Origin of the sequence: Nocardia sp. NPDC058114 (assembly GCF_042884695.1) — a bacterium.
In the GTDB taxonomy this organism is placed as follows: Bacteria; Actinomycetota; Actinomycetes; order Mycobacteriales; family Mycobacteriaceae; genus Nocardia.
On sequence record NZ_JBHVTK010000002.1, the window covers coordinates 206,566 to 223,133 of the forward strand.

The following is a 16,568-nucleotide window of genomic DNA, read 5'->3' on the forward strand; positions in this document are numbered from 1 at the left end:
GAGACAGTTAGGACAGGTTCTGCCCTAGCAGTGCGGAAGAATGCGAACTGTGTTGGAAACTTCGGCTCGCCTCCTCGAACTCCTGTCGTTGCTGCAAACGCCCCGGGTGTGGACCGGCGCCGATCTGGCCGAACGCCTCGAGGTCGACGCTCGCACGGTCCGTCGCGACATCGACAAGCTGCGCACCCTCGGCTACCCGGTGCACGCGGTGGCCGGCACCGCCGGATACCGGTTGGGCGCGGGCACCAAGCTGCCACCGCTGCTGCTGAACGACGACGAGGCGGTCGCCGTTGTCCTCGGACTGCGCACGGCCGCGGGCGGATCGGTCACCGGCATCGAGGAGAGTTCGCTACGAGCGCTGGCGAAACTGGAGCAGATCCTGCCGTCACGGCTGCGACACCGGGTCTCGGCGTTGCACGCCGCGACCGTCACCGTGCCCGCCGGAACCGCAACGGTCGACCCCGAGGTACTGACCGCGATCGCCGCCGCGATCCGAGACCACGAACGGCTCCGGTTCGACTACCGCACCCACGACGGCGCCGAGGTCCGGCGAACAGCCGAGCCCCATCGACTCGTGCACACCGGGCGGCGCTGGTACCTGGTCGGCTGGGACGTCGAGAAGCAGGACTGGCGCACCTACCGTGTCGACCGACTCCGCCCGCGAATCCCCACCGGGCCACGCTTCACCCCACGCGAGGCGCCCGAAGTCGACCTGGGCGGGTGGGTATCGCGCGGTGTCAGCACCTCCGCCTACCGCTATCAGGCCCGCATCACGCTGGAGGTGTCGGCGGCCGTGGCGGCGGATCGCATCCCGCCGACTGTCGGAGTCATCGAAGCGATCGACGAAGGGCACTGCCTGCTGCGCACCGGCTCGAACTCGCTCGACGAAATAGCGGTCTACACCGGGCTTTTCGGCTTCGGATTCCACGTACACGAACCGCCCGAACTGATCCAGCACCTGCGCGCGCTGGCTGACCGAGTCACCGCGGCCATCACACCATGCGACGACCCGCGGGGTTCCGGGCACAGCGCATCGCGCTGACCGACGGTGCCGTCCGTTTTCCGCCGGATCCGAAGCGGCGCGATTCCTATCGTCGGTGCCATGGACAGCGAACGGATTCCGGAGATTTCGACCATTGCGTTGCGCGCGCCGGTGGTGTGGTTCATGGCGCTGGCCGCCGCGCTGGCGACCGCGAGTGTGTACCTGCTGCAACCGGCCGTCGCCGAGGTCGCCGGATCGCTGGACACCTCCGCGGCGGCGATCGGCACCGCGTTGGCCTGCGGCCCGATCGGCTATCTGGCGGGGTTGGTGTTGCTGGTGCCGCTGGTGGACCGGTTCGCGCCCCGCACCGTGGTGGCGGCGCAGTTCGCGGCGCTGGCGCTGGCTTCGGTCGCCGGGGCGGCGGCCCGTTCGCCGTTGACCTTGGGGATCGTCATCGGTGTGGTCGGCGCGGGGTCGGCGGTCGGAGCTCAGTTGAGTTCGGTGGCAGGGCGGTTCGCGGCCCCCCAACGGCAGGCCACGGTTCTGGGGATCGTCACCGCGGGCATTTCGGCCGGAATCCTCGCCGGGCGCATCGTCGGTGGCTGGCTCACCGAGATGATCGGTTGGCGCGCAATGCTGCTGGTGTTCGTGGTGCCCTGTGTCGTGGTGGCGGCAGTGTCGTATGTGGTGCTGCCCGCGGTGCGTGGGCGGGCAGCTACCGGATATCTGGATACGGTGCGGGGGATGCCCGGCCTGTTCGCCCGCTTCGCCGCGTTGCGCTGGGCGGCAGCGCGAGGCGCGCTGTGGTTCTTCGCGTTCTGTGCGGTGTGGGCTGGGCTCGCGGTGGCGCTGTCGCAGCCGCCGTACTCGTATACCCCCGAACGGATCGGCCTGTATGCCTGCGCCGGGCTGGCCGGCGTCTTCGCCACCAGAATCGCCGGCAGCTGGACCGATCGTGTCGGCCATCGGAAGGTGATCCTGGTCGGGCTCGCGCTCGCTCTGAGCTCGGTCGCGGTCTTGTCCGTCGCGCTGTCGAACACCGTGGTGACGCTGATCTGCCTCGGCCTTTTCGACGCCGGACTGTTCGCCGCGCAAGTCGCCAATCAGAGTGCGGTGCTGGCCATCGATTCCTCCGCGCCGGCTCGCTTCAACAGCGCCTACATGTCCGTCTACTTTGTGGGAGGAAGCCTCGGCACGGCGTTCGGCGCGGCGGCGATCGGCTGGTTCGGCTGGGTTGGTTCGGTCGCTGCCGCCGCGACCGCCACGGCAGCGGCGGGCGTGGTCGCCCTGGCCGATCGGTCGCGCATCGGCGCGGATTCGTTCGGTGTCGGAGCAGGCGAGGACGGCCGCGATCGTGCGGAGATTTCGGGCGGACGCTGAGCCGGATGCGCGCGGGGCTAGGTGCTGGGGTCGGGCGCTGCTCCGGAGCCGGATGCCGGCGAGGCCACCGCGGCTTCGTCGGTCTCGGCTTCGTCGGCATCTGGCGCGTCGACTGCTGGTTGTGCTCCGGTGGCTATGTCGATCTGCTCGCCGATGTAGCGGATGATCACCGCGATCATCGCCACGACGGGCACGGCGAGGAAGGCCCCGGTGATGCCGTAGAGCGAGCCGCCCGCGGTGACCGCGAGCAACACGATGACGGCGTGGAGTTCCATGCTGCGGCTTTGCAGGACCGGTTGCAGCACATTGCCTTCCAGCTGCTGCACCGCGATGACGATGCCGAGCACGATCAATGCCGTGGTGAGCCCGTTGCCGACCAGCGCGACGAGGACGGCGAGCGCACCGGCGACGAACGCGCCGACCATCGGGATGAATCCGCCGATGAAGGTGATCACCGACAGCACCAACGCCAGTGGCACATCGAGGATGAACAGCGACGCGCCGATGAGGACGGCGTCGACCATGCTGACGATCGCCTGGGTCCGGATGAAGCCACCCAGAGTCGCCCACACCCGCTCCAAAACGGCTTCGACGTGGCGGCCGCTGCGGTTGCCGAACACCTGATGCATCCAGGGCAGAAAACGCGGCCCGTCCTTCAGGAAGAAGAACACCAGCACCAGGACCAGGAACAGGGTGATCAGTAGCGATGTCGCGGTGGACACGCCGGTGAACACACCGTTGGCGATCTGTGCGCCGCTGGACTGGAGTCGTCCGATGATCGCCTCGACCGCGGAATCGAGTTGCTCGTCGCGGATGCGCAGCGGTGGTCCCTGGATCCAGCCGCGTACCTGGTTGACCCCGTCGGTGGCCTTGTCGGCGAGCTGCGGTGCTTGATCGGCCACCGAGGGCACGATCGAGGCGACGACCCCGGCCAGCAGTGCGACGAACCCGAGTAGCGTGATCGACGCGGCGAGCGCGGGTGGCAGTTTGCGCCGGATCAGCCAGCGGGTCAGTGGCCACAGGATCGTGGTCACCACGACCGCCAGCGCCACGGGCAGGATCACCACCCAGAGCCGGGCGGTGATCGTGCCGAGTACCCATGCGCCCGCCGCGATCGCCACGATGCACAGCGCCCATTTGGCCAGCCACAGGATCCCGCCACCGATCACGTCCCCGCGTTCACGCGAAGGCTTGTCGTTCGGTTGCGCCCCACTGGTTTTCTTCACCGGCCCGCTCACGTCGCCCAGTCTGGCACGTGCGCCGCGTCCATCGGAACTTGTCGGTGCCACGGCCTAGCGTTTCGTCCATGTCGGAAACCATCACTGTCGGCGGCATCACCATCGACAGCAACGATCCCGCCGAACTGGCCGAGTTCTGGAGCTCCGCCCTCGGTTACACGGTCCTCGTCGACTCCGGGGACTACATCATGATCACCCCGCCCGGCGTCGGTTTCGGGGAGGGGCGTTATCTCGCGTTCCAGCTGGTTCCTGAAACCAAGGTGACCAAGAACCGGGTGCACATCGATTTCCAGACCACGGCTCGCGCGGCCGAGGTCGCCCGGCTGACGGCGCTGGGAGCCACGGTCCACGGCGAACACTCGCTGCCCGGTTTCGCCTGGACCGTGCTGCAGGACCCGCACGGCAACGAGTTCTGCGTCGTCGCCGCCGAGAGCTGAGCGAAGTGGCATGCTGTGCACAATGGCATGAAGTGCATCCTGCGCTGTCTGACGTGTTCGCATCGTGGGTGAGCTGATCAGTCCGGCGCGGGCTCGGCCTCGGCGCGATCGAGTTCTTCGTCGAGCGCGATGGCAGCGGCGATCAGGGCCAGGTGGGTGAAGGCCTGCGGGAAGTTGCCCAGCTGCTCACCCGAGGGACCGATCTCCTCGGCGAACAGCCCGACGTGGTTGGCGTAGGTGAGCATCTTCTCGAACGCGTAGCGGGCCTGTTGCAAGCGGCCGGTCCGGGCGAGGGCCTCGACATAGAGAAAGCTGCACAGGTTGAAGGTGCCTTCGGTGCCGAGCAGGCCATCCGGTGACGCCTCGGGGTCGTATCGGTAGACCAGGCTGTCGCTGACGAGTTCCTTGTCCATGGCGTCGAGGGTGCTCAGCCACATCGGGTCGGTGGGGGACAGGAATCTCATCCGGGGCATGAGCAGCAGCGAGGCGTCCAGGACGTCGGTGGCGAAGTGTTGCACGAACGCTTGGCGTTTCTCGCTCCAGCCGCGGTCGATGATCTGCCGGAAGACCGCGTCGCGTTCGGCGGTCCAGCGGACCACGTCGGCGGGCCTGGCTTGCGCGTTCGCCATGCGGATGCTGCGGTCGAAGGCCACCCAGGTCATCAGGCGGCTGTAGGTGAATTCCTGGCGGCCGCCGCGGGTTTCCCAGATGCCCTCGTCGGGGCGATCCCAGTTGTTCGCGAGCCAGTCGACAAGGCGGCTGAATGTCCGCCAACCGGCGATGGCGGCCATATCGGTCCCCTGCGCCAGCGCGTCCGCTGCCTCGCCGTAGATGTCGAGCTGGATCTGGTCAGCTGCGCCGTTGCCGACCCGGACCGGCGCCGAACCCTGGTATCCCTCCAGGTGGGGCAGCGTTATTTCGTCCAGGCGTGGGTCGCCGTCGACGCGGTACATGATCTGCAAGGGTTCGCCGGAGGCGGTGCCGCCCGCGTCGACCCGGTCGCGCAGCCAGCGACGGAACGCATAGGGCTCCTCGGTGAAGCCGAGGTCGCTCAGCGCCCGCACCGACAGCGAGGCGTCGCGGATCCAGGTGTAGCGGTAGTCCCAATTGCGTTCGCCGCCGATTTGTTCGGGCAATCCCATGGTGGCCGCGGCGATCGGCGCGCCGGTCGGGGCGTAGGTGAGCAGTTTGAGGGTGATCGCGGACCGATTGACCATGTCCCGCCAGCGCCCGCGGTAGGTGGACGAGCGCAACCAGGTCTGCCAGAAGCGACGGCACTGGTCGAACTCGTGGGCGATCGTTGCCCACATCGGTGCCGACGAGAAGTCCGCGCCCGCGGGAGCGGTGGTCAGCACGACCGCGGCTCGCTCACCGGCGGACAAGGTGAATCGCGCGGTGATGTCGGCGCCGTCGGGGTGCAGCGCGATCGGGTCGGTGGATTGCAGGTGCAGATCGGCGATGCCGGAACGGAAGACGGCGGTGCGTTCATCGACTCGGTCGAGGGTGTGGGTGGCGCGGGCATAGTCGAACCGGGGGCGGCAGGCGAGAGTGAACGTGAAGCTTCCCCGCACCACCCGCGCGAATCGCACCAATCTGTGCCGGTCGGCCGGTTCGGTGCCGCGAATCGGCTCCATGAAGTCGGCGACCTCGCCCACGCCGTCGGGTCCGGAGAACCGCGTCAACAGAATGGCGGTGTCGGGCAGGTACAGCTGCCGGACGGTCACCGGGTTGGTGGTGTCGACGGCGAGCGAGCAATGTCCGCCCTTCTCGCTGTCGAGCAGCGACGCGAACACACTCGGTGAATCGAACCGTGGCGCGCACCACCAGTCGATCGTTCCGGCGGCCGATACCAGCGCCGCTGTCTGCAGATCACCGACGATGCCGTGCTCGTCGATCGGCGGGTACGAGTTCACGAACACTCCTCGCCTCGGACCGCCGTTCGCGCGGTCGGCGAGCTTCAGCCAACCAGCGAACGGCGGCGTCGGCCTCATCCGGAACGGGTGAATCCCGCGCCTCGGAGCTGAGGTTGGCGTGTTCGGCACGAGATTGGCGCGTTCTGTTCTTGTCGTGGCCGCGAGGTAATTCGACACTTACGTTCGGATGGTCGGTGAGTGAACGATGGGAGTGTGCGGTGACAAGGGAGAGTGCCACTGTCTACGTGATTTCCGCGCTGGAGTCGAAAGGAACCGCGACCCGCGATGACTTCGACGTAGCCGGTATCGTCGCCACGTTCCGCGATCTCATCGACGGGTGGGACTTCCGCTTGCTGGAGCGGGAAACGTTCTGGCAGATCGCCTCGACCTACCTCAGGACGTGACGTTGCGAACCGGAGGTGAGCCCGTTTCCCAGCGCCGGGCAGCCCGGCGCAGCGAGCCCGCGTCGGAGTAGCCGAGCAGTTCCGCCTGTTTGGTGCCGCTGAGCGAGCCTCCGGACGCCGCTCGCGACAACCTCGCGCTGCGGGCCCGGTCCAGTTCGGCCCGCCAGGTGGTGCCGGATTCGGCCAGCCGCCGCTGCAACGTGCGAGGGCTGATGTTGAGGATCTGGGCGACACTGTCGAGCGAGACCGCCCCGCCGTCGATGGCCTCGTCCACCGCGTCGGCCACTCGTGCGGGCCAGGCCGAGGCAAGGGTCGGCGGTGGCGCCAGGGCGGCGGCCAGCGGTTCCAGAACCGCTGCCAGGACGGGATCAGCGGTGGTCAGGGGAAGATTCAGGTCCGCGGAGCGGAAAGTCATCGAGTCGACCGGTGCGTCGAATTCCAGTGTGGCGGAGCCGAAGACGGCACGAAAGCGGTCCACGTGCGAGGGAGCGGCCTGACGCAGTGAGACACGCACCGGGTTCAGCGGATCGTCGACGACCCGGCGCGCGCGGCTCAGGACGGCCGACAGACCCCACAGCTGGGTGTGGTCCCTGCCACGGCCTTCGCCGTCGAGCATCTCGAGGTACAGGGTGGACTCGTCCTCGGTCTCGGTGACCAGGTCGAAGCGGTGATTGGTGGTGACCGCGGTGATGTAGGGACCGCAGGTGGCCAGCCCGGCTCCCAGCGTCGGCGCGGACGCGAACAGATAGTCGTACAGCCCGAGGCTGGACAACTCGTAGCGCTGGGCCACCTGCAGCGCGACGTCCGGGCCGAGACGATGTTCGCCGACCTCCCACAGCCGGGAGAACGTCGCACTGGGTAGATGCACGTCGTGGCCGGTCATCGTCCAATCCGGGACCCCGGTGTCCCGGATCAGCTGCGCACGATCGAGCCCGGCTGCGCCGAGCTGGGAAATGACGAAACGGTGCAGCAAGCTCTGGTCGGTAGCCATGACATCTCCTCGTGGCAGCGCGCCGATCTGCGAACGTTTACGTCAGCCGCGGGCGTCGACCGATAGGGAGAGTCTGTCGGCGAACGTCTCGGCGCTTCGCGATCGGCACCTCGTGTTTGATCCGGTTCTACCAGTTCCGCGCAGGTCGCGAAAGCAATCACGATTCTGGTCGGCAATCATGGCGGCGGTCATGCGATGGGCTCCGATCGCATCCGGCGAACGGTGGATGCTCGGTACTCGAGCGTGCCATGGTGAGTTGTGACCGTGGAACTGTGCTGCCTGACCGTCCGTGTCGACACCGCGCGGTGGAGCGAAACCGTGCTCACGGAGGTCGATCTGGTGGTGCCTGCCGGTCAGATCACCGCTGTGCTCGGTGGGCCCGGCGCCGGAAAGTCCATGGCCGCTTCGGCTCTCGCGGGACGATTGCCCGCCGCCGCGCAGTCTCGGGGCCAGGTCTTGGTCGACGGTGTGGCTGTCGACGGTCAGCAATGGGCGGCCTTGCGTGAGGGCGTCGTGGGCTATGTGCCGCAAGAAGGTGTGACGGCATTCGACTCGGGCAAAACGGTAGGCGTCCAATTGCGGGCGTTGGAGCGGCGCCATCGAGCGTGGAGTGTCGAGCGAGCGTGCGCCGCCGCACAGTATCCGGCCGAGGCCTCGGACCTTCTCCCACATCAGCATTCGGGAGGTCAGATCCAGCGCGCCGCGCTCGCCGCCGCGTTGCTGCCGGCTCCGCGCGTCCTCATCGCGGACGGACCGACCAATTCTCTCGACCGGGCGACGGCGTACGGGGTGTGGCGATCATTGCGCGATTACGCCGACTCCGGTGCGGCGGTACTCGTGGTCAGCAACGAGGTGCAGATGCTGACTCACGGCCGCGTCGCCGACCGAATGGTGATCCTGCACGCGGGCCGGGTCCTCGCCGCGGGAACGACCGCAGAGCTCGGAAAGTCGACCGACACCTTCGTGCGGACCCTGCTTAGGTCGTCCTTCTGACGCGGCGCCGCGATCGGCAGCTCAGTCGGCGCCGGTCACGAAAACACGCTCCAGCAGGGCGAACAGGCAATCTCGATCTCGGTCACTGAGCTTCTTCAGGCCGTCTTGTGTCGACTGCATCTTCGCACGGATCGTATCGGTGACACGCTCGCCCTCGGGCGTGATGACGAGGTGGGTAACGCGCCGGTCGGACGCACTGGCCTCGCGGCGCACGAGGTCGCGCTTCTCCAGCCGGTTGATGATCCCGGTGACATTGGACGCGTCGCAGGACAGGGTCTCGGCCAGGGCGCGCATCGCAACAGGCCCTCGGCGCAGCACCGTCAGCGTTTTGCCCTGACTCGCCGTGAGGTTCTCGCTCGCCGCCGCCGCGGTGAAGTCCCCGTAATAGACGCCGAGCGCCACCGAGAGCAGCTCCATGAGCTGGGCCGTATCGACGCGCGCAGCTTCTTCCATGAGAGTCAGCTTATCCGCAGAAACTTGACTATCTCAAATATCTGCCTCTAGCGTGGGGGCATTGCTTGAAGTTCTCAACCTTCGACTTTGTCAAGTACCTCTGAGGAGTATCCAGTGATCGTCACCCAGTCCGAGGCCTCCCGCACGGCGGAGATCCTGTCGCGGCCCGTCACACTGAACGGCCTGACTGTCCCGAACCGCATCGTGATGGCGCCGATGACGCGGATGTTCTCGCCCGGCGGCGTTCCCGGTGACGATGTTCGGTCCTATTACGCCCGCCGCGCCGCCGCGGGTGTCGGTCTGATCGTCACCGAGGGAACCTACGTCGGCCATCAGTCGGCCGGGCAGAGCGACAGTGTGCCGCGGTTCCACGGTGAGGAGCAGTTGGCGGGGTGGGCGAAGGTCGCCGAGGACGTCCACGCGGCGGGCGGCACGATCGTGCCGCAGCTGTGGCATATCGGCATGGTGCGCAATCAGGGCGAGCAGCCCTATGTCGACGCGCCCGCCGTCGGTCCCTCCGGCATTCGCGTCGACGGCACCGAGGGCACCGGCAAGGCGATGACCCAGCGTGACCTGGACGACGTCATCGGCGCCTTCGCCGAGGCCGCCGCGGCGGCCGAGCGCATCGGTTTCGACGGCGTCGAACTGCACGGTGCGCACGGCTATCTGCTCGATCAGTTCCTCTGGGAGCGCACGAACCGCCGCGACGATGTGTACGGCGGTGACGCGGTGGCCCGCACGAGGTTCGCGGCCGAGATCGTGGCCGCCGTCCGCGCGGTCGTCTCGCCCGAGTTCCCGGTGATCTTCCGCTACTCGCAGTGGAAGCAGGAGGCCTACGACGCCCGCCTGGCCGAGACGCCGCAGGAGCTGGAGGCGATCCTGGCTCCGCTCGCCGCGGCCGGTGTGGACGCTTTCCACGCCTCCACCCGCCGCTACTGGCTCCCGGAGTTCGACGACTCGGAGCTGAACCTGGCGGGTTGGACCAAGAAGCTCACCGGCAAGCCCACCATCACCGTCGGATCGGTCGGCCTCGACGGTGATTTTCTCCGTGCGTTCTCGGGCCAGGGTGCCGAGCTCGGCAGTCTCGACAACCTCCTCGATCGCATGGAGCGCGACGAATTCGACATGGTCGCCGTCGGTCGAGCCCTTCTCCAGGACCCGGAATGGGCCGCCAAGGTCCTGGCGGGGCGGATCGACGAGGTGAAGCCCTACGACGGGACGGCGCTGAAGACGCTGAGCTGAGCGATTCTCGCCGAGGCGGCGCCGTCAGCCGGTGACGGCGCCGTGTGCGGCCGAGCTGACGAGCTTGCGGTACTTCGACAGCACCCCCGAGGTGTACCTGGGCGGCAGCGGTTCCCAGCCGACCTTACGGGCGGCGAGTTCGTTCTCGTCGATCTCGACGTCGAGGATGCGGTTGGCGACATCGAGCACGATCGGGTCGCCGTCGCGGACGAAGGCGATCGGGCCGCCGTCCACCGCTTCGGGGGCGACATGCCCCACGCACAATCCGGTGGTGCCGCCGGAGAACCGGCCGTCGGTGAGCAGCAGAACGTCCTTGCCGAGGCCGGCGCCCTTGATCGCGCCGGTGATGGCGAGCATCTCGCGCATGCCGGGTCCACCCTTGGGCCCCTCGTTGCGGATGACGACGACATCACCGGCCACGATCGTGCCGTCCTCGAGTGCGTTCATTGCGCCGCGTTCTCCGTCGAACACCCGGGCCGTGCCGCGGAAGACATCGGAGTCGAAACCGGCGCTCTTCACGACGGCGCCCTCGGGTGCGAGCGAGCCGTGCAGGATGGTGAGCCCGCCGGTGCGGTGGATCGGCCGGTCGAGGCGGCGGATCACGTCGCCGTCGAGGCCGAGCTCGATGTGGGCGAGATTCTCGGCCATGGTCGCGCCCGTGACGGTCATGGCGTCGCCGTGCATGAGACCGGCATCCAACAGGGCCTTCATCACGACGGGGATGCCGCCGACCCTGTCGACGTCGTTCATGACATAGCGGCCGAACGGCTTGAGATCGCCCAGGTGGGGCACCTTGTCACCGACCCGGTTGAAGTCGGCGAGGGTGAGGCCGACACCGGCCTCGCGGGCGATGGCCAGCAGGTGCAGCACGGCGTTGGTCGACCCGCCGAGTGCCATGACGACGGTGATGGCGTTCTCGAACGCCTCCATCGTCATGATGTCGCGGGCCGTGATCCCCTTGCGCAGCAATCCGACGACGGCCTCGCCGGACTTCTCGGCGAAGTCGTCACGGCGACGGTCCGGGGCAGGCGGTGCGGCCGATCCGGGCAGGCTCATTCCGAGTGCCTCGGCCGCCGAGGCCATGGTGTTGGCGGTGTACATGCCGCCACACGCGCCTTCGCCAGGACAGATCGCCCGCTCGATGCGGTCGACCTCGGCGGGGGTGATCAGACCTTTGATGCAGGCGCCGACAGCTTCGAACGCGTCGATGATCGTGACGTCCTTGCCGTCGATATTGCCGGGCAGGGTCGAACCCGCGTAGAGGAATACGCTCGCCAGGTCCAGTCGCGCGGCGGCCATCAGCATGCCCGGCAAGCTCTTGTCGCAGCCGGCGAGCAGCACCGAACCGTCGAGGCGCTCGGCCATCATCACGGTTTCGACGGAATCGGCGATGATCTCGCGGCTGACGAGTGAGAAATGCATCCCCTCGTGGCCCATCGAGATGCCGTCGGAGACCGATATCGTGCCGAACTCGAGCGGGAAACCGCCCCCGGCGTGAACACCGCGTTTGACCGCCTTGGCCAGCCGGTCGAGCGACAGATTGCACGGTGTGATCTCGTTCCAGCTCGAGGCCACACCGATCTGCGGTTTGACCCAGTCTTCGTCACCCATGCCGACCGCGCGGAGCATGCCACGAGCGGCGGTCTTCTCGAGTCCATCGGTGACATCGCGGGAGCGTGGCTTGATGTCGACGGGCTGATCGGTGTCGTGTGCCATAGCGCAAGCCTACGAGGCCGGGCAATGAAATCGCCACGACGGCGCAGCTATGGGCGGTGCGAACTACTCCGCGGCCATGGCCGATGACGAAGCCCCGATAGCGCTCAGGTCCGCTGGGCCCCGGGTGTTGGCGAGGGAACTGACTGTCGCGGTACCGAATACGCCTTTGCGGTCATAGATCGCCGCAGTGCCCAGCGCGATGCCGTCCTGTGCCAGCCGGTCCAAGCCGACCAGCCCGGCTTCGTCCCCTTCCGGAAGCCTGGTCAACGTCAGCGTGGCATCGGCGTTGATGTATTCCAGGCCGTGGCTGCCGAGGTTGGTGACCACATTCGTCACATCGGCGAGTCCCGCGACGAACTGGAACGGCGTCGGTTGCTCACCGACCACGACCGCGATCGGGCGGTGCCAGATCCCCGTGCGGGCCGCGTTGTGGTGGGTGCGGACATCGGGACTCCATCCTTGTTCCTCGCTGAAGTACACGCGATCCTGATCGGGCGAGGGTTCGCGGTCGGCAGGCGGCGGATCCGCGGCCGTCTCCGGCGACCAGCAGATGCCGTGCGGTGTCGGGCCGGGGCGCAGATACAGCGCGCCGGCCCGAGCCACGGCTCGGCCGTCTTGGATCAGCGTCGCATCGAACAACGACAATCGGCGGCCGTCGCGGATCACTTCGACACGAGTTGTGCAGGGCCGCATGAACACCGGGCGGAACAGGTCGAGCGTCCACCGCACCGGCCGCAAGTCGCTCCGTTCGCGAACGATGAGCTCGCGCTCCACCGCACGCGCCAGGACCGCGCCGACAGCCATCCCGCGTAGCTGTCCACCGATCCATCCGCTGCTCGCCTCGGGTTCGGGATGGAGTACCTCGGCGCCACCGATCGGATCGGATTGTGCGCGAAAGAATGCATGGCTCACCGGCGGACTCCTCAGGCATGGGCAGTCTCGCCGAACGCGCGGCACCGGTGGCGCGCGACTGACAGATGCCCGGATCTGAGAGTCGGCGATTTGTCCATGATGCGGCCATCGGGAGGGGGCGGCTACTCAGGCGTGGAAGATCACAGCGTGCGTTAGGCTCGGATATGGCTCACCGATCGGTTGTTCTCGGTGCGATGCTGACCGCGGTGTCGTTGCTCTGCGCGTGCACTGTGTTCGGCCGCGGCGAAAGTGATCCGCCCGCCGTGCGTGACGCGGATGTGCTGGTGTCGATCGCTGAGTCGGCGGGGTTCCTGGAGACCGGCCGTGTCGGGAGCCGACGTGTTCCCTTCTTCGAATTGCGGCGCGACGGTACGGTTTTCACCTACGTGGACGACGGTGCCGAGGAGAGTGTGTTCGGCGTGTACTGGGCCCGGCTCACCGAGGACGGCATCGAGCAGGTTCGCGCGTGGTTCGACGAACTCTCCTTCAACGATGCCCACTACCGCGAGTTCTCGCCGCCGACGGACCAGCCGACGACGGTGGTGTACGCGAACTTCGATGGGCCGGTGGGTGTCTCGGTCTACGGCCTGGACACCGACTCCCGCACGCATTCCGGCAATCGCGAGATGCGCAGGTTGGGGAATGTGATCGATCGTTTGCGAGCACTGCCCGATGACGAGCAGCTCACGGTGCAGCGTCGTGCGCCGTACACGCCGACCGCCCTCGATATCGCGTTCCAGCCCGCGGTCTCACCGGACGACGAGCCGTTGCCCGAGCCGACCAGATGGCCGTTCGCCCTCCCGCTCACGCAGCGCCCCTTGGGCGTCGGCGGCTACGGCAGAGCGCTGTGCGCCACTGTCGACGGTGCCGAGGCTGCCACGATCGTCGAGCTCATGGCCGGACACGACGAGGACACCCCACCGCATTGGACCACCGGGGCGGCACCGGGGTCCGGGCAACCCACCTCGGTCCTGGTGACGGCGAACGCGCTCCTGCGCGGTCGATCCGGGTGCAGCGCAGTGGCGTCGGACCCGGCGTCGTCGAATCGTGTTGTCGTCGAGCCGCTCCAGGACGTGGTACTCGCCGATCCGTCGGGCTGGCAGGGCCGCTATCCGGCCGACCGGTTCACCACCGCGACCAGCTTGGAACTCTATGCGGCGGTGCCGATTCTGGTCCGCGATCTCGAGGCCAGAGAAGCGGTCGAGGACGCGGACGGCACCAGCGACAGCACCGAACTCCACGTGCCGACCGGCTCGGACCTCACCTGGTACGACTACGAATTCGTGGCAGCCGAGGCGGGCGGCTCCCGCTACCTGGACCTGTCGGCCCGCTACCAGGGCGTGGCTCCCGATCCGTGGGAGCCACCGACCTGGCACGCCCGCATCGCACTCGGCCCCGAGACCGTCACCAACCTCGACCTTCATTGACCCGCTGCGAACCCGTCGCTGCTGTCGGATGGCGGATCCACACATTGGGCTCCACATAGACCGCGACACCGTGCTCGACCGAACAGGACACCGGGGCCAGTGCTGTGGGTACGAGCACCTGCCCGCTGGTGTCGAACGGCAGGCCGGTCCACGCACGCCATTCCGCCAGCGTCCCAGGAATAACCATGGATCGCGGTGCGATCTTGTCGATCGTGCCGCCGGCTCGGACGTGTACACGCAGCCATGGGTCGACCGGCAGCCCATCCGCCCTCGTCAGCCCGGCGTAGACACTCATCGGCTGTTCGATGTCGGCTTTTCCGGTGGGGCGCACCGGTGCCACGAGCTCGGCGAATCCGAGCCGAGCGGCGTTGTCCCGCAGAGCGGCAAGGATTTCCGCGCTCAGCCCGGTGCCCAGCCTGCTCGGTTCGACGACGATCTCGATCGCGGACACCGTGTCGGGCTGTGCGCCCGTCGCCGAGGTATGGATGCCGCGGCGAATCGCACCGTCCCAGCCGTCGTCGGGGAGGTCGGCCGCACCGAGCCGGAACGGGACGGAATAGGCTCGACCCACCACCTCGCCGGCCTCGTCCTGGCAGACCAGGATGTAGTCGGCGAACCGATCCAGCATCGAGTAGTACAGGCTGCCGACGGGGTCGTGGCGCATGAATTCAGGCCAGGAGTCGGCCATTGCGGTGAAGGCGTCGTACAGGTCGGGGCGGTCCGCGAGAACCGAAATCGTCAGCGGCATGGATCTACGATGCCTCACCCGACGCCGCGAAATCGAGCGAAATCAGGTCAGTTCGATCGGACCGCGGAGTTGACGGGCAACCGCGCGGAACCAGCCGAGGTGGTAGTGAGCGCCTTCGGAGTCGAATCGGGAACGTAGCTCGTACCAGCGCAGGCCGGGGTGGCGGTGGTGTACGTCGTGCAGATTGAAGCTGAGGGCGAAGCGCTCGAGGGTGCGGGGCAGGCGCAGATTCATTGCCGCTCTGGGCGATTCGAGGTCTGTGCCGTAGTGGTAGGCGTTGTCGGAGAGGGAGATGATGAGGGCGCGGCCGCCGAGCGCGGCGAGCAGCATCCAGCCGTGCGCGCCGTAGCAGAGGAACGCGACGGTGTGGATGACGACGATCGCGGCGGCGTCGGTGCGGAACTTTCCCAGAACCACCGGCTGGGCGACTCGTTCGAGTACGAGACCACCGACCGAATCGGGTGCGTCCACTCGACGTCCCAGTGCGCGAATGGTTCGCTCGGGCATCGGCGCGAGCAGGAGCGCGAGCACTTCGAGCAGGTACAAACCGCCGAACAGTTTCAGATAGAACGGGGGAGCGGCGGACCGCCGAGTGGTCGTCGCCGGGTCGTAGATCTCGCTGCGCTCACGAACCCGGCTGTATCGATGGTGGAGCAGGTGGCCCACTTTCAGCATCGCGAAGGGCGATCCGTACATCACCGCCAGCATGCGTCCCATCCGGTCGTTACGGGTCCGATTCCGTAGCAGCGACCCGTGTACGGCCTCGTGGATCAGTGACCAGAACGGCGTGATGGTCAGCGTCAGCGGCACCAGGGCCCAACCCCACGCGGCATCCACGGGGAGCAGCACCAGCGGGATCACGAACAGCTGGGTGCCGCCGATTGTCAACGCGAGCACGATGAGTCGCACATTCACCAGGTCGCCGCCGGCAGTGCGCGGCACATCGGAGGGGCGCGGGGTGCGAGTTCGAGTCATGGTGCAGCGGTGCTCCGGATAGATCAGGCAAACTCCGCCCCTATCCTGCCACCCGTGCACCCAGGCGTGGCAGGCCCGACGGTACCGCGAACCGGGTGTTCGCCGACAATTCAGCAGAGATGCACCCGCACGGCCGAGGCGGAACGGCTAGGTGTTCTGCTGCTCCGGTTCGATATCGAACTGGAGAGGGAACTGGCTCACGGTCCATGCGGCCACCGCGGTCGACGCCAGGACGTGGAGCAGGTAGATCGTGCAGACCAGGCCGATGCCGTAGTCGCGCATCCACGCACCGAGGGGAATCAGGGCTACCAGGTCGAGGCCGAGCATCAGTAGCGACAGGAGCAGAGCAGGCGCGGCCCAGGACGGCGCGGCCGGTTCGGCGGCCGCATCGGTTGTGGGCGGGAAGTCGACGGGGTTTTCGGTGGCCATGGTGTCCTCACAGGCAAAGCCGGGGGCTGGACGCTGCGTGCTAGCTGATCTGTCACATATTCGGGGTCGCAGGCTGCCCGGATCGGCGCGCGAGGTGAAAATCTCGGCATCCGCAATCGATGGGCAACATGGCGCAAGCGCCTGTCACGCGGCAGCGGCCGACTCTCGGGGGCCGGTTGCCCCGCGGTGTGGCAACCCGAATCGAATCACTGCAGATCGGGGCTGTCGTGGACGGGAATCCGGTGTGGTCACGGATTTGCCGCCGGTGTCGGGCGCACGAGCGCTTCCCGGTGCTTCCCCCTTCTACTGTATACACGATTCCGGGCCC

16 protein-coding genes are annotated in these 16,568 nt (G+C 67.5%); 7 read left to right on the top strand and 9 right to left on the bottom strand.

Annotation, left to right across the window (positions count from 1 at the left end; all coding sequences use genetic code 11):
- Positions 1–49 precede the first annotated feature (49 nt).
- Together ACFVVI_RS09500 and ACFVVI_RS09505 are read left to right on the top strand one after the other, a co-directional pair.
- Positions 50–1,042, top strand: coding sequence for a helix-turn-helix transcriptional regulator (locus ACFVVI_RS09500; RefSeq protein ID WP_378990113.1), 993 nt, complete (start codon positions 50–52; stop codon positions 1,040–1,042).
- A gap of 60 nt (positions 1,043–1,102) precedes the next feature.
- Positions 1,103–2,362 carry an MFS transporter gene (locus tag ACFVVI_RS09505; protein WP_387444820.1) on the top strand — a complete coding sequence of 420 codons (1,260 nt, stop codon included), beginning with the start codon at positions 1,103–1,105 and terminating at the stop codon, positions 2,360–2,362.
- A 17-nt stretch (positions 2,363–2,379) separates the two neighbouring features.
- Here the strand turns inward: ACFVVI_RS09505 and ACFVVI_RS09510 are convergent, their stop codons facing one another.
- Positions 2,380–3,600, bottom strand: coding sequence for an AI-2E family transporter (locus ACFVVI_RS09510; RefSeq protein WP_387444822.1), 1,221 nt, complete (start codon positions 3,598–3,600; stop codon positions 2,380–2,382).
- Positions 3,601–3,668: 68 nt separating this feature from the next.
- On the opposite strand from ACFVVI_RS09510, the gene ACFVVI_RS09515 reads away from it, so the two are divergent.
- Positions 3,669–4,037 carry a VOC family protein gene (locus ACFVVI_RS09515; protein WP_378990107.1) on the top strand — a complete coding sequence of 123 codons (369 nt, stop codon included), beginning with the start codon at positions 3,669–3,671 and terminating at the stop codon, positions 4,035–4,037.
- Positions 4,038–4,114: 77 nt separating this feature from the next.
- Here the strand turns inward: ACFVVI_RS09515 and ACFVVI_RS09520 are convergent, their stop codons facing one another.
- The gene (locus ACFVVI_RS09520; RefSeq protein WP_378990106.1) at positions 4,115–5,950 is read right to left on the bottom strand and encodes a glycoside hydrolase family 15 protein; all 1,836 of its coding nucleotides are present in this window, start codon (positions 5,948–5,950) and stop codon (positions 4,115–4,117) included.
- A 218-nt stretch (positions 5,951–6,168) separates the two neighbouring features.
- Between ACFVVI_RS09520 and ACFVVI_RS09525 the strand changes: the two genes are divergently transcribed.
- Positions 6,169–6,354, top strand: coding sequence for a hypothetical protein (locus tag ACFVVI_RS09525; RefSeq protein ID WP_378652994.1), 186 nt, complete (start codon positions 6,169–6,171; stop codon positions 6,352–6,354).
- Here the strand turns inward: ACFVVI_RS09525 and ACFVVI_RS09530 are convergent.
- The gene (locus ACFVVI_RS09530; RefSeq protein WP_387444825.1) at positions 6,344–7,345 is read right to left on the bottom strand and encodes an AraC family transcriptional regulator ligand-binding domain-containing protein; all 1,002 of its coding nucleotides are present in this window, start codon (positions 7,343–7,345) and stop codon (positions 6,344–6,346) included. The two genes, ACFVVI_RS09525 and ACFVVI_RS09530, sit on opposite strands and share 11 nt — an antisense overlap.
- Before the next feature lie 258 nt (positions 7,346–7,603).
- Here ACFVVI_RS09530 and ACFVVI_RS09535 point away from each other — a divergent pair, with 258 nt between their 5' ends.
- A complete protein-coding gene (locus ACFVVI_RS09535) occupies positions 7,604–8,338 on the top strand; it encodes an ATP-binding cassette domain-containing protein (protein WP_387444827.1) in 735 nt (244 codons plus the stop codon).
- A gap of 21 nt (positions 8,339–8,359) precedes the next feature.
- On the opposite strand, the gene ACFVVI_RS09540 is transcribed toward ACFVVI_RS09535, so the two are convergent.
- On the bottom strand, positions 8,360–8,791 hold the full coding sequence (locus tag ACFVVI_RS09540; protein WP_378990102.1) for a MarR family winged helix-turn-helix transcriptional regulator: 432 nt from the start codon (positions 8,789–8,791) through the stop codon (positions 8,360–8,362).
- Between the two features lie 114 nt (positions 8,792–8,905).
- Between ACFVVI_RS09540 and ACFVVI_RS09545 the strand changes: the two genes are divergently transcribed.
- Complete coding sequence (locus ACFVVI_RS09545) at positions 8,906–10,033, top strand: NADH:flavin oxidoreductase (protein WP_387444831.1); 1,128 nt, start codon at positions 8,906–8,908, stop codon at positions 10,031–10,033.
- Between the two features lie 24 nt (positions 10,034–10,057).
- Here the strand turns inward: ACFVVI_RS09545 and ilvD are convergent, their stop codons facing one another.
- Positions 10,058–11,749: a dihydroxy-acid dehydratase gene (ilvD, locus tag ACFVVI_RS09550; protein WP_387444833.1), complete on the bottom strand. Its 1,692-nt coding sequence runs from the start codon at positions 11,747–11,749 to the stop codon at positions 10,058–10,060.
- A gap of 63 nt (positions 11,750–11,812) precedes the next feature.
- Positions 11,813–12,661, bottom strand: coding sequence for an acyl-CoA thioesterase domain-containing protein (locus ACFVVI_RS09555; protein ID WP_387444836.1), 849 nt, complete (start codon positions 12,659–12,661; stop codon positions 11,813–11,815).
- Between the two features lie 164 nt (positions 12,662–12,825).
- On the opposite strand from ACFVVI_RS09555, the gene ACFVVI_RS09560 reads away from it, so the two are divergent.
- Positions 12,826–14,088, top strand: a complete 1,263-nt coding sequence (locus ACFVVI_RS09560) for a hypothetical protein (protein ID WP_387444837.1) — start codon at positions 12,826–12,828, stop codon at positions 14,086–14,088.
- Here the strand turns inward: ACFVVI_RS09560 and ACFVVI_RS09565 are convergent.
- The 3 genes from ACFVVI_RS09565 to ACFVVI_RS09575 all read right to left on the bottom strand — a co-directional run bounded on the left by ACFVVI_RS09565 (position 14,066) and on the right by ACFVVI_RS09575 (position 16,240).
- Positions 14,066–14,836 (bottom strand): hypothetical protein, encoded by a 771-nt coding sequence (locus ACFVVI_RS09565; protein ID WP_387444839.1) that lies wholly within the window; start codon positions 14,834–14,836, stop codon positions 14,066–14,068. The two genes, ACFVVI_RS09560 and ACFVVI_RS09565, sit on opposite strands and share 23 nt — an antisense overlap.
- A gap of 42 nt (positions 14,837–14,878) precedes the next feature.
- Positions 14,879–15,811 (bottom strand): fatty acid desaturase family protein, encoded by a 933-nt coding sequence (locus ACFVVI_RS09570; RefSeq protein ID WP_387444842.1) that lies wholly within the window; start codon positions 15,809–15,811, stop codon positions 14,879–14,881.
- Positions 15,812–15,958: 147 nt separating this feature from the next.
- Entirely contained in the window at positions 15,959–16,240 is a 282-nt protein-coding gene (locus ACFVVI_RS09575) for a hypothetical protein (RefSeq protein ID WP_378990094.1), read from the bottom strand.
- Between the last annotated feature and the right edge of the window lie 328 nt (positions 16,241–16,568).